A 12948-nucleotide genomic window follows, 5' to 3' on the forward strand; every position below is an offset into this window, starting at 1 on the left:
CCCGGGATGCTAAAAATTGCCAGACCGGCATTGCTTCAACTCGTGTGGCAGGTCCTTGATCAAAGGTGCGCCGGGCTCAAGCGCAGGATACGGCTCACTTGAACTGTAATGCGGGAAACTGACAACGATATCGGTGGCTTGAGCCGCCTTTCTCAGACGAAGGGTTCGCGCCGGGAGGAGAGAGAATGACAATGCAGCAACGGCGGTCCCCGGATCGCGGACCCAAAGGGCGGGCGCTGGATGACGTGGCCCTGGCAGATGTCCGGGAACTTCTTGGCCATCGCGAACGGCGCCGGGATCTCTTGATCGAGTTCCTGCATCTGATCCAAGACCACTACGGTTGTCTGTCGGCCGCGCATCTGCGCGCGCTTGCCGAGGACATGCGCCTGTCCCAGGTGGAGGTTTACGAGGTCGCGACCTTCTACGACCATTTCGATATCGTGAAGGAAGGCGAGGCGCGGCCCGCGCCGCTGACAATCCGGGTTTGTGAATCGATTAGCTGCATGCTGGCGGGCGCGGAACGCCTGTTTGGCGAACTGGCCGGCGACGCCGACCCGCAGGCCATCCGCGTCATGCGTGCGCCCTGCATGGGCCGCTGCGCCACCGCCCCTGCCGCGCGCGTCGGCGACCGCGAAGTCGACCACGCGACAAGCCACAAGCTGTTGGCGATGGCGACAGACGGGGACATCCGCACAGCGGCGCCTGACTATGTCGGCTTGGATGCCTATCGCGCTGCCGGTGGGTATCAGCTCTTGCAGAAAGTGCGCGACGGCGTGCTGGCCACGAATGCCATTATCGAGATCATGGAGCACGCCGGCCTGCGCGGCCTCGGCGGCGCCGGCTTTCCGGCCGGCAAGAAATGGAGTTTCGTGCGCGGCTATCCAGGGCCGCGGCTGATGTCGATCAATGGCGACGAAGGCGAGCCTGGCACTTTCAAGGACCGCGTCTATCTTGAAAGCGATCCGCATCGTACCTTAGAAGGGGCGCTGATCGCTGCCTACGCGGTGGAGGCCAAGCGCGTTTACTTCTACATGCGCGACGAATACCCAGCCGTGCTCGCCATTTTGCGCGCCGAGATCGCGGCGCTCGAGGGGGCCGGCATCGTCAAGCCCGGCTTCATCGAACTGCGGCGCGGCGCCGGCGCCTATATTTGCGGCGAGGAAAGCGCGATGCTGGAAAGCATCGAGGGCAAGCGCGGCATGCCCCGACACCGGCCTCCTTATATTGCCGAAGTCGGCCTTTTCGGACGCCCGACACTCAACCACAACGTCGAGACGCTGTGGTGGATTCGCGACATCGTCGAGAAGGGGCCCGAATGGTTCGCCGCGCAAGGCAAGCCCGGCCATCAGGGAATTCGCTCCTGGTCGGTTTCCGGACATGTGAAGGAGCCGGGTGTCAAGCTGGCCCCGGCCGGCGTCACCGTGCGCGAATTGATCGAGGATTATTGCGGCGGCATGGCAGACGGGCATGAATTCAAGGCCTATCTGCCAGGTGGAGCCTCGGGGGGCATCCTTCCGGCGTCGATGGGCGACATTGAACTCGATTTCGGCGGCGAACTCGCCAAACAGGGCGCCTTTGTCGGCTCACATGCGGTGGTCGTGCTTTCGCAAGCCGACAATATCAAGGATGTGACCCTCAATCTCATGAATTTCTTCAAACATGAGAGTTGCGGGAAATGCACGCCGTGCCGGGAAGGAACCGAAAAGCTGGTAACGCTCTTGAAAGAGAAGGGCGTGCCCAACGAGACGGCGATGCGCGACCTTGAAACAGTGATGCGAGATTCCTCCATCTGCGGTCTCGGCCAGGCGGCGCCCAATCCGGTCAATCACCTTTTGACGCATTTTAGGGATGATCTTTGAAATGGCAGATGGCGTCATATTCACCCTCGACGGTAAAACGGTCACAGCTGCTGACGACGAGACCATTTGGGACGTTGCGAAGCGCGAAGGCACCAGGATCCCGCATCTGTGCCATGTTGACATGCCGGGCTATCGGCCAGACGGCAATTGCCGCGCGTGCATGGTCGATGTCGAGGGCGAGCGGGTGCTCGCCGCCTCCTGCATCCGCAAACCTTCCGCCGGAATGGTGGTGAAGACGGATACCGAACGGGCCAGGAAATCGCGCGAGATGGTGTTCGAGCTTCTCGCCAGCAATATGCGGCCGGCGGCCGACGGTCCGGATCAGCAGTCGATGTTCTGGCAGTGGGCTGGTTCGATGGGGATTTCGGGCGATCGCTATAGCTCAAAATTTGCCAGCGACGATGTTCGGCCGGAATTCGACATCACGAATCCCGCCATTGCCGTCAATCTCGATTCCTGCATCACTTGCGGCGCCTGTGTGCGGGCCTGCCGCGAGGTCCAGGTCAACGATGTGATCGGCATGGCCGAGCGCGGCAATCACTCGCTTCCCGTCTTCGATATGCACGATCCGATGGGCCTGTCGACTTGTGTCACCTGCGGTGAATGCGTTCAGGCCTGCCCGACCGGCGCGCTCTACGAAAAGTCGCTGATGGACAAGACAGGCAAGACCCGCGTCATCCAGGAATTCGACAAGGTCATCGACACGCTGTGCCCGTTCTGTGGCGTCGGCTGCCAGACCAGCGTTGCCGTCAAGGACAACAAGATCGTCCAGGTCGATGGCCGTAACGGCTATGCCAACGAGAACCGGCTCTGCGTCAAGGGGCGTTTCGGCTTCGATTATGCCATGTCGCCTGAACGGCTGACGAAGCCGCTTATCCGCCGCGACGACGCCCCGAAATCGGGCGATTTGGACATGCGCGGCGTCGATCCGCTGACCGTGTTTCGCGAGGCTACCTGGGAAGAGGCGCTCGCGCGTGCCGCCGGCGGGCTGAAGCGCATTCTCAAGGATCATGGCGGGCAGGCGCTGGCCGGCTTCGGCTCGGCGAAAGGCTCCAATGAAGAGGCTTATCTGTTCCAGAAGCTGGTGCGCCAAGGCTTCGGCACCAACAATGTCGACCATTGCACGCGGTTGTGCCACGCATCGTCGGTGGCAGCACTCATGGAAGGCGTCGGTTCGGGAGCAGTTTCGGCGCCCTTCAACGACGCGCTGAAGGCCGAATGCATCATCGTCATCGGCGCGCGGCCGACCACCAACCATCCGGTCGCCGCGACCTATTTCAAGCAGGCGGCCAAGCGCGGCGCCAAGCTGATCGTCATGGACCCGCGCGGCCAGGACCTGATGCGCCATGCGTCGCATTCGCTGCGGTTCAAGGCTGGCAGCGACGTCGCCATGCTGAACGCGCTGATCCACGTCATCGTTGAGGAAAAGCTCTACGACGAGCAGTATATCCAGGCCAACGCTTCCGGATTCGAGGCGCTGAAGGCCAAGGTGAAGGATTATTCGCCCGAAGCGATGGCCGAGGTCTGCGGTGTCGAGGCGAGCGTGCTGCGCGACGTCGCCCGCACCTACGCGACCGCCGAGCGGTCGATCATCTTTTGGGGCATGGGCATTTCCCAGCACACACACGGAACCGATAATGCGCGCTGCCTGATCGCTCTGGCGCTGATCACCGGACATGTCGGCCGGCCGGGAACCGGCCTGCACCCGCTGCGCGGCCAGAACAACGTGCAGGGCGCATCCGATGCCGGGCTCATCCCGATGTATTTCCCCGACTATAAATCGGTCGAGAACATCGACATCCGCGGCGCCTACGAGAACTTTTGGGGCCAGACGCTGGACCCCAAACGGGGCCTGACGGTCGTCGAAATCATCGACGCCATCCATGAAGGCGAAATCAAGGGCATGTACATAATGGGCGAGAACCCGGCCATGTCCGATCCGGACCAAACCCATGCCAGGCAAGCACTGGCCATGCTCGACCATCTCGTGGTGCAGGACATCTTCCTGACCGAGACCGCTTGGCATGCAGATGTGGTGCTGCCGGCCTCGGCACATGCCGAAAAGCTCGGCACATACACCAACACCAACCGGCAGGTGCAGATTGGGCGTCCAGCGCTCGAACTGCCAGGCCAAGCGCGTCAGGACTGGGAACTGATCGTCGAACTGGCGAGGCGCGTGGGTCTGGACTGGAATTACGGCCATGTCTCGGATGTCTATGCCGAGATGGCCAGCGTCATGCCTTCGCTCAAACACATCTCCTGGGATCGCGTCGAACGCGAGGGATCGGTTGTCTATCCGGCCGACGGCCCCGACAAGCCTGGCAACGAGATCATCTTCTCGTCCGGATTCCCGACCGCGGACGGACGCGGCCGCATCGTGCCGGCCGATTTGCTACCGCCCGATGAGGTCCCCGATGAAGAGTTTCCACTGGTGCTCACCACCGGCCGCCTGCTCGAGCATTGGCACACCGGCGCCATGACGCGCCGGGCGGGCGTGCTGGACGCGATCGAGCCACACGGGATCGCCGCGATGAACCCTTATGAGATCAAACGGCACGGCCTACGCCAAGGGGAGATGATTGCGGTCGAGACGCGGCGCGGCACGGTGGACGCCATCCTCCGCGCCGATCGGGAGGTCGCCGACGGCATGGTGTTCATGCCGTTCTGCTTCAACGAAAGTCCGGCCAACATGCTCACCAACCCGATGCTGGACCCCTACGGCAAGATTCCGGAGTTCAAATACTGCGCCGCACGAATTGCGCCGGCGGCGAAGGCCGAAGCTGCCGAATGAAACCGATATCACGCCATCTACACGACCCAGAGGGCTGGGCGTGCCATTGGTCGGCCCGCAGCCCGCGTTCGCTTCGCAAGCGTCTCCGAACTGTGCGGTGCTGTCCGGCCTAACGTCCATCTGGTCGAGCTCTGAGGCCGAGGCAATTGAAGCGGCTGGCCTGCTGGCCGCAGCCCGTCCAAGTGGATAGTCGGGATCAACCGTTCCCTGGACATTTCTTCACTTTCGAGTGGCCGGGATACGAGGTCATCCACGAGTGGCGGCCGATCGCCGAGGGTTAAACTCAAGCTTTCCCCCAAAAAATCGGCGATCAATACAAACGGCTGACGGAACGAACGGAAGCAGAAACAATGACACAATTACCTGCGTGAACGATCCTGATCAGCGGAAGGCTATGACATCTGCTTTGACAAGAGGTGGATCAACAAAGAGCGAGTGCCCATGGCGGGTGACAATAACGATCGGATGCTGTTTGCGACTGCGTTGGCGCGGCGCGGCGGCGAGCTCGGCCTGCAATATTTCCGACAACTGGAGACACTCACAATCGAGAGCAAGGGTCATCAGGACCTGGTTTCCGAGGCCGACCGGAATGTCGAGACGTTTATCCGCCAGGAGCTTGCGACTCAGTACCCAGAAGACGGCGTTATCGGAGAGGAACACGCCGCACTAGCGGGCGGATCGGGTTACACCTGGGTGATAGATCCGATCGACGGCACTGCCAATTTCCTGCGCGGCATCCCAGCCTGGACCGTCGTCATCGCCTGCGTCAAGGAGGGGCTGACGGTCGTGGGCGTTATCCATGAACCGTCTACCGGCGAGACTTTTTATGGACGACGCGGCGGCGGAGCTTTCCTCAACGAGCGGCCCATCAAGACAAGTCCGACGAAGAGTCTGATGCAAGGCTCGGTCGGAACCGGCTTCTCAAATCGGCGTGAAGTTCGTGCCGTCGCCAAACTGATCGATCTCCTGCTTCAGGAGGGCGGCGTCTTTTTCCGCAATGCATCCGGCGCGCTTATGCTTGCCTACGTCGCGTCGGGCAGGCTGCTCGCCTATGTCGAGGAGCATATGAACGCTTGGGACTGCCTCGCAGGCATGCTTCTGGTCGAAGAGGCCGGCGGATTGGTCGTCCCGGTCGATCCGAAAACGGTCTTGGAGGAAGGAACACTGGTCATCGCGGGCGGTAAGGGCGTGTTCGACAAGGTCCACGCGCTTTGCAAAGAGGCGTTCAGTCTGTGATCAGCACGGGCCCGCGTTCGGGAAAGCCGATGCTTACCGGCTGCCCCGCTCGAAACGCCGTGTCGACATCCGGCGAGATCACGAAGACTTCGCCGAATTGCGTGGCGACTACGAATTCGAGGTGGCTGCCGACATAGGTCACTTTTTCAAGTGTGCCGGGCAAAGTGCCGGGAGCATTCGGTTCACCAATCTCGAGGCGGCTCGGTCTCGCCGCCAGCTTGGCTGGCCCCGGTTTGCGGCCGCGAGCCGGCAGCTTCAGGACAGCGGATCCAAGCTGCACGGTGGCGCTGTCGCCCTCGACCGACACCACCTCGCATTGGAACATGTTGGCTTCGCCGATGAAGTCGGCCACGAAAGCATTTTGCGGAAGGTTTATCTGCTATCGGTCGTCAATGTGCAGCCTGACTGGAATGAGCGTTCCCAGCGGCAACGCGCCTGGCTCTCGCCAGCCGACGCTGCGGCCCTGATCTTTGAACCCCAACTGGTCAGTCTCATGAGATCGATGGCTCAGGCTCCTGTGCCCTATCGGCAAAGTCCGGCGAATACCGCATCTGGCCAACCCTGCCGCGATTTACGCTAACGTCGGAAGATGGCGCAGAGCACGGGCCCATTTTCCGACAATCCTGGCGTCGTCTTGCGGGTGCAGAGTATCTCCGCGGTGGCCGCGGGCCGCAGCGACTACTGATGCCGTCACTGTCGCGACGCGCCGCTGCTTGGCAAGGGACCTCACGGGGAATGGTCGACCAATGTCGGATTTGGCTCAGGTCCCCGATGATTTCAGAGTTGGCCTCACGCAATGACGAAGCCCGGATCCTTGGCGAGTTTGACACGGTGAACAAGAAAGAAGCTGCGATCGATCACCGCCAGTTAGGGCAGCAAATTCAGATTGTCGCGAACGCGTCGATGTTGGACGTTCGCTCCGTCATGATTTCCAAGCTTTGAGAACACAGCAGTGCGAGCACCTTTGGGCGAAATACGGTACGTTGCTGGTGAGGTCGAACTGCGTGCCTTGACTGCGACGGCTTAGAGCCCGGCTGCAAGCACACGTCGAGCTCCAGGCCTTGATCGGAGTTGCGAATCAACTGCTGAAGATACAGCTAATATTCCAAGATCGTCATGGAACGAAGATCGGTCAATCCGGTTTGAAAGTTAGTCCGCCGGCCACCGGCAAGTAGCCGCGGATGGCTGGCTCTCCGCCAGAGGCCGGCCGGCCGGCGCCTGAAGATTGGCGCGGGCTACCGGCCATAATCGAGGCCACGCTAATGAGACAAGTCACACGCTTCCCGCTCATCCTAACCTTCATCATGATCCCCACCGCGTTGCTCCATGCTCAGACATGGCTGCCCATTGGCTTCAGGCACTTCGGCTTCGCGTTCGATGTTCCACCCGGGTTTGTGCTGACGCAGCGTTCGGATGAGGGAGCAGCGTTTGAGGGCAAAAACGACGCGTTTCTTACTGTCTGGGGCGCGCGGCTCGGTAAGGCGAGTTTTCGGACCGAGATCGAGCATCGCATGGTCGAGGACGAGCAGAACGGCTGGCAATTGACCTATCGTCGGGTGACGCCGGAATGGGCCAGCTACTCCGGTGTTAAAGACGGCCAAATCCGGTATGTGCGGGCCATCAGAGTCTGCCGGGACCGCGCCGCCCTGTTCACCATCAGTTATAGCCGCAACGAGAAGATCCCCTACGATCCGATTGTAGTCCGCATGGTACGCTCGCTGAAGGCGGAAGGCTGTTAGGAGGCGCCAGCCCGAATCTGCACGAGTGCGCGATGGAGGCTGTAATCAACAATGTGTACTCATCTCAAGGCAGTTCGATTTGTGCCGCTAAGGCGTGCGTGCTCGGACAGAATGCCGTTAAGCCGCCATCCACTGGTTGAAATAACCCATCGGCTGCTATGTTGTCTAAAATCGCGTTTTGTTGAACGGATCGACAGCCATCCGGCCTTCGCCTTGGTAAGGATGATAGGATTGCGGGTCGTGTGAGCGCTGATCTAATCAAAAGGGCCAAAGCCCGAAGACCGGAATAGCCGGGACCGGCCCTTGGCTCATGTACTGATCGGCAGCACAGTCAACGCTCTTGCGCGGACGTCGCCGGTACCACTCCTGGTCGTGAAGAAGAGGGTGCTGGAGACGGAGGGTCGAGCAGCCGTGGCGACCGACCTGTCGGACTCGCCGAAGCCGGCGTTGATGGTGGGGGTTGCGATGGTTTGGGTTTCGGCCGTCTTGAGCTGTTTCACGCGCCCGACCCGCCGTATCGCGGTCTGGTGGACGACAAACCAGCTTTACGACACCCAGTCGAGGAAAGCGCGGTCGAGAAGTGCCGGGCTTTCATCCAGGGGCGTGGCAGGCGCGGATGCTGTATCTATGATTGAGGTCATTGTCCGGCATGGGGACCCGGTGACCGGACTCGAGGTACTGACGAATGAAGCCGATACCGATCTCGTCATCGCAGGCACGCACGGACGAAGCGGCTTGATGCATGCCCTTGGGTAGCGCAGCCTCGCGCATTCTGAATGATGTACCCTGCGATGTACTCGTCGTGCCGAGCCGTGCGCGTTGACACTCGACTGCGTCGCGACGCTTCAGCTTCTCGCCCTGGCATCTCGGTACTGCGGACGGTCCCCCGAAGGCGTTAACGCCTGAACCTCCGCGGCCGATGCACGCAAACTGGCCGCCGGTCGACGGACGGTGCCAACCAATAGACGGAGCTAGTCGCATGGAAGTTTTGTGACGGCTGCGGGCCTGGGGTCCAGCGAGCGGATTGCTCGCTTGGCAAAATTCGATGTCGGCTGGCGTCAGCTCGCGGGGAGGGCAGCCATGTTGGCTGCTTACATTGCTTGGACCGCAACCTGCGTGTGGCGAGACCATCACAATAAGAGAGCGGGCGTCGACATAGTCCAGCTTGGGGCCGAGCTTGACTTTTCGTCATTGCCATCCCACGTTCATAACATGTTGACCGACCGCCTTACTTTTCTCCTTACGCGGGTGTGCCCCATCGCGGGCACCTGACCCCCGGCCAGGTCGCGTCGCGCCCTGGTCGCGGGGCATAGGCCACTTTCCCTGACGCAGGGATTAGCCGCAGAGCGACATAATCCAAGACAACGATCAAGGCTGCGGGCACGCCGTGCCCGGCAGCAGCATGAAACCAGTAGGAGGCCTAGATGGGTCCCGAGAGTAAGAGACAGCGCAAGCCCGCGATTACAATGACGCGCTCCGACCGCGAGCGGCTGTGGCTGCTGGCGGAATCCTATGCGATGAGGGCCCCCGATGTCGCGGACGTACTCATGGCAGAGTTGGAACGCGCGCGCGTGGTCGAAGACGCACGCATCCCGGCCGATGTCGTTCGCATGGGATCCACCCTTCGCTTCACCAGCGACCTGGGAGAAGACCGGCGCGCGACACTGGTATTTCCGGGCGAGGCCGACATCGCCGCGGGCAAGATCTCGATCCTCACACCGATCGGCGCGGCGCTTATCGGCCTTTCCGCGGGACAGTCGATCGACTGGACTGCGCGTGATGGCCGGATCCACCGTCTGACAGTCGAGACGGTGGAGGCACCGGGTACAATCGCAAGTCCTGTTGCGCCCGCCGAACTGAGGACGGCGCCGTGATACAAGTCCTGGCCCCTTGCCGCCTTTCGCTCTTCGGAGGCTGTCTCATCGCAGGGTCGTAGCCCCTGTGCCGCCGTGCGCGGCCAGGGGATTCTCCATTTCGTTTAAATGCAACCGCTCCCGGGGCGGAGCGATGGAGAACTGCGATGCCAACAGAAACCTGTATTCTCACCACCAAGGATTTGACCATCCTCGAGGTCATGCGCGAACGCTGCCTCGGCCGGGACGATCCGCTGGCGCCGATCCTGAAGAGAAAGATCGAGAGCGCCCTGGTGGTTTTCCGCGATGACGTTCGCGTCAACGTCGCGACGCTCAGCAGCCGCGTTGCGTTCAGGGTTGACGGGCGCGAACCCGATACGCGTATTCTCTCGCACGACCGGATGAACGGGTCAGGCGGCCTGTTCCTGCCGATCACCACGCCGAGGGGGCTGGCCCTCCTTGGACTTGCCGAGGGCGAGGACTTCTTCCTGACAGACCTCGAAGGGCGGGAAGAGCGTGTCGTGCTGGAGAAGGTGCACTATCAGCCGGAAGCCGCACGGCGCGAGAGGGAAGCCTTGTCGAGCTCTTCCGCTCCCGCGCAGCGCAAGCCATCGCTGAAGCTGGTTCGCGGCGCGCTCTACAACGAGCCGCGCCTCGTGCCCGCCGGGTCAGACGATTTCGACGGCCCGGGACCCTCGGCTGCATGAGGCCGGTGCACGAGCGAGGGTGGAGGCCGGTCCTTTTGAAAGCGAATGCCGGCATCCAAAAGGACTGCATCGGGAGGAATGGATACTTGTCAGTTTGAGGCTGGAATGCTCTCATATCCGGACTTGCCCCCTGTCGTCATATCTGCAGGCGACCGTCTGCAGGCGATTGCCCAGTCCTTCCTGGAACAGTCCCACCCTCTGGCAGCACCGATCCTGCAGAACTCCAGCGTGCGGAATTGCGCGATCCTGAGGCAATCTCGGCAGACACAGTTTCGCTCGACCGCTTCGTCACTTACAGGACGGTAGGCTCCTACAAGGCAGGACGCGGGCTCCTGATCCATCCGGATGACAGAATGTGGCCTCCCGCTGAGATATCAGTGGCCACGCCTCTCGGGATCAGCTTTGGTTCCCACTTTCACATGAGGCCGAGAGACAAGCCTGCCATCCTGTGAACCAATGGTTTCCTGTTTGAAGGCGTACGCACTTACCGGATCGCTCGTGGCGTCGCGGGTTCGTCGTCGCCGCAACCGCAATCAAACCCAGGAGAGCTGGCGGATGGCGATGGCGAATCGTACCCTCACTCGCGCCTTACAGAGCCATCAATTTGCATCAGCGGGCCGGCTACGCGGGCAACATGTGGGCTTTGGTTGCTGCGGGACGATAAGGAACGATGCGGGAAGGTTCTTCGATATGGCACACGAAAAAGATAATAAAATCAAATGTTTGAATGCGTCCCCCGGGCCCATTACTATTTTAACTATACGATTTGTTAGATTTTCTGGCGCTATTTGAGCCCATCTTTTGGATTCGAACCCATTTGGAATCTTCGAGAAATCGGAAGTTCCATTGCAAGCGGGTGGTACGGCCGTGTGGACAGCGCGAGAGTTCGCGTGGCTTGGTGCAACGGGCATTTCGGTGCGACGCGTCCCTGCGAAACCCGAATGTCTGACCCTCTCGGACACTCCGCGGGCCTCGCTCTAAGTCGGCTTGGCATTAATGCGATCGCGTCCGGCCCAATGTTCCGTTCGGTGAGCTCGAAATTCAAACGGGCCATGGAGGCGCGGGGCAATTAAGCTTTCTTGGCCACGGCCGGAGCCTCGGCAGGCGCGGGCAGGCACGGCTTCGGACCTCATTTATGCCCAGGATCGATAAGTCCAAGTGGATTGGGCTGTCTAATATGATGAGCGTAGGGACGTTATTTCCCGGGCATCGCGGTGGACTGACGGCACGAATGACCGCCTGCCGCCTTGTCAGGATGCTCGCCATGGAAGCCACCTACGACACCCGGCTTGCCGATGCCCGCGGCGCATGGGGTGCGGTGCTCTCGATGGCGCTTTGCGTTGCGGTCCTGATCGTCGTGACTGGCTTCACCGTGCTGCTCATCGTCTCCGGGCTCTCCGTCACCTTCGCCCCGAATTTACGCGCTTCTGATGGTTAGTCGGGCGCTGCTCGGCGTCGCGATCGGCGGATTTTGGTCGATGTCGACCTCGATCGTCATGCGCCTGCTGTCGGAAGACCTTGTCCCGAAGGGGCTTGCCATGCTGAACGCTGGCAACGCGATCGCGGCGACCGTCGCAGCGCCTCTTGGCAGCTTGCTAGGCGCTTATGTCGGATGGCGCGGCGCCTCGTCGTGCCGCTCGGCATGCTGGCGCTGGTCTGGCAATGGATCAGTCTGCCGCCGCTTCCTACACGGGGAAGACGGGCGTCCGGCAACGTGCTGGCGATGTTTGGCCGCCGCCCGTCGCGCTCGGCATGGCTTCCATCCTGGTGCTCTTCATGGGGCAATTCGCGCTCTTCACCTACTTGCGCGCGTTTCTCGAGCGCGTCATTCGGACTCGGCATTTCCGCACTCTCGGCCATGCTGCTTGTGATAGGACTGGCGGGTGTCGCGGGAGCCTGGTGGATCGGGCGGCTCCTGCGAACCCGACTGTTCAGCATCCTGATCGTGATCCCGATCCCGATGGTGATGGCTGTTCTCGCTGTCGGGCTTATCGCGCTCGGAGCAATGCCGGTTGCTATGTCGCTGCTGCTCGTCGCTTGGGGTTTTTCGCCACCGCCGCGGCGGTCGGTTGGGGCAGGTGGCTGAGCCGCACTCTGCATGATGAGGCGGAGGCCGGCGGCGGGCTGCAGGTTGCCGTCATCCAGCTTGCGATTACGGGCGGCGCCGCGATCAGTGGCATTCACTTCGATGCGATCGGCTGGTGAAGCGCGTTCGCTTCGGCGGCACTTCTCTGCGGATCGTCGCTCTTGGCCGTCGCCGCGTGGCGCGCAGCTCGGAGGTCTCTGCCATGACGATCAAGCACTCAGTCCTCACCCGCCGGACGCTGCTCGGCGCCGTGCTCGCAACGGCGGTCCTGCCGCGTCTCGCCTACGGCCAGCAGGGCAGGGATCCGGCCAGTCAGGAGCTTACCGACATGCGGATCAGCATGACGTTCGACGGGCGGACCATGACCGCCACGCTTTACGACAACCCGTCGGCGGGTGATTTTTTCTCTATGCTGCCGCTCGAGCTTACGATCGAGGATTTCAGCAACAACGAAAAAATCGCCCACCTTCCGCGCAAGCTCACCGAGGAAGGCAGTGGCCCCTTTGGCAATGAAAGGCCCTACGACCTTTGCTACTTCATTCCCTGGGGCAACCTGGCGATGTTCTACGCCGACTACCGCCATCCCGGTCTGATCAGGCTCGGCCGTTTCGACGAGGGCTACGAGGCTCTGCACGTGCGCGGCGAATTCCCACTGCGCGTCGAGGCCATTTCCTGAC

The 12948-nt window shown here is 61.5% G+C and carries 10 protein-coding genes and 1 pseudogene; 10 read left to right on the forward strand and 1 reads right to left on the reverse strand.

What is annotated here, in order from left to right; all coding sequences use genetic code 11:
• The first annotated feature begins 185 nt into the window (after positions 1-185).
• The 3 genes from A9K68_RS12810 to A9K68_RS12820 all read left to right on the forward strand — a co-directional run bounded on the left by A9K68_RS12810 (position 186) and on the right by A9K68_RS12820 (position 5886).
• Positions 186-1859 (forward strand): NAD(P)H-dependent oxidoreductase subunit E, encoded by a 1674-nt coding sequence (locus tag A9K68_RS12810; RefSeq protein ID WP_065010877.1) that lies wholly within the window; start codon positions 186-188, stop codon positions 1857-1859.
• 1 nt (position 1860) lies between these two features.
• Complete coding sequence (fdhF, locus tag A9K68_RS12815) at positions 1861-4650, forward strand: formate dehydrogenase subunit alpha (RefSeq protein ID WP_065010878.1); 2790 nt, start codon at positions 1861-1863, stop codon at positions 4648-4650.
• A 441-nt stretch (positions 4651-5091) separates the two neighbouring features.
• Positions 5092-5886, forward strand: coding sequence for an inositol monophosphatase family protein (locus A9K68_RS12820; protein ID WP_065010879.1), 795 nt, complete (start codon positions 5092-5094; stop codon positions 5884-5886).
• On the opposite strand, the gene A9K68_RS12825 is transcribed toward A9K68_RS12820, so the two are convergent.
• A complete protein-coding gene (locus tag A9K68_RS12825) occupies positions 5876-6238 on the reverse strand; it encodes a TOBE domain-containing protein (protein ID WP_065010880.1) in 363 nt (120 codons plus the stop codon). The genes A9K68_RS12820 and A9K68_RS12825 overlap by 11 nt on opposite strands.
• 431 nt (positions 6239-6669) lie before the next feature.
• Between A9K68_RS12825 and A9K68_RS12830 the strand changes: the two genes are divergently transcribed.
• The 7 genes and pseudogenes from A9K68_RS12830 to A9K68_RS12860 all read left to right on the forward strand — a co-directional run bounded on the left by A9K68_RS12830 (position 6670) and on the right by A9K68_RS12860 (position 12947).
• Complete coding sequence (locus A9K68_RS12830; protein ID WP_156768494.1) at positions 6670-6828, forward strand: hypothetical protein; 159 nt, start codon at positions 6670-6672, stop codon at positions 6826-6828.
• 362 nt (positions 6829-7190) lie between these two features.
• A complete protein-coding gene (locus A9K68_RS12835) occupies positions 7191-7625 on the forward strand; it encodes a hypothetical protein (RefSeq protein WP_246811357.1) in 435 nt (144 codons plus the stop codon).
• Between the two features lie 411 nt (positions 7626-8036).
• Positions 8037-8381, forward strand: coding sequence for a universal stress protein (locus A9K68_RS12840; RefSeq protein ID WP_156768495.1), 345 nt, complete (start codon positions 8037-8039; stop codon positions 8379-8381).
• Between the two features lie 710 nt (positions 8382-9091).
• Positions 9092-9499 (forward strand): nucleoside diphosphate kinase regulator, encoded by a 408-nt coding sequence (rnk, locus tag A9K68_RS12845; RefSeq protein WP_246811358.1) that lies wholly within the window; start codon positions 9092-9094, stop codon positions 9497-9499.
• 146 nt (positions 9500-9645) lie between these two features.
• Entirely contained in the window at positions 9646-10185 is a 540-nt protein-coding gene (locus tag A9K68_RS12850) for a hypothetical protein (protein ID WP_065010885.1), read from the forward strand.
• 1264 nt (positions 10186-11449) lie between these two features.
• A pseudogene (locus A9K68_RS12855) lies at positions 11450-12477 on the forward strand (MFS transporter).
• A complete protein-coding gene (locus A9K68_RS12860; protein ID WP_065010953.1) occupies positions 12474-12947 on the forward strand; it encodes a cyclophilin-like fold protein in 474 nt (157 codons plus the stop codon). Before A9K68_RS12855 ends, A9K68_RS12860 begins: the two are co-directional and overlap by 4 nt.
• The last annotated feature ends 1 nt before the right edge of the window (position 12948 follow it).

This window comes from Mesorhizobium sp. AA22 (genome assembly GCF_001672375.2).
Classification (GTDB): domain Bacteria; phylum Pseudomonadota; class Alphaproteobacteria; order Rhizobiales; family Rhizobiaceae; genus Mesorhizobium; species Mesorhizobium wenxiniae.

Bases quoted from the DNA above. Each gene is read 5' to 3' on its own strand.
- A9K68_RS12810 (WP_065010877.1), top strand. From the start codon at position 186: ATGACAATGCAGCAACGGCGGTCCCCGGATCGCGGACCCAAAGGGCGG.
- A9K68_RS12860 (WP_065010953.1), top strand. From the start codon at position 12,474: ATGACGATCAAGCACTCAGTCCTCACCCGCCGGACGCTGCTCGGCGCC.
- A9K68_RS12820 (WP_065010879.1), top strand. From the start codon at position 5,092: ATGGCGGGTGACAATAACGATCGGATGCTGTTTGCGACTGCGTTGGCG.
- A9K68_RS12835 (WP_246811357.1), top strand. From the start codon at position 7,191: ATGATCCCCACCGCGTTGCTCCATGCTCAGACATGGCTGCCCATTGGC.
- A9K68_RS12850 (WP_065010885.1), top strand. From the start codon at position 9,646: ATGCCAACAGAAACCTGTATTCTCACCACCAAGGATTTGACCATCCTC.
- fdhF (WP_065010878.1), top strand. From the start codon at position 1,861: ATGGCAGATGGCGTCATATTCACCCTCGACGGTAAAACGGTCACAGCT.
- rnk (WP_246811358.1), top strand. From the start codon at position 9,092: ATGACGCGCTCCGACCGCGAGCGGCTGTGGCTGCTGGCGGAATCCTAT.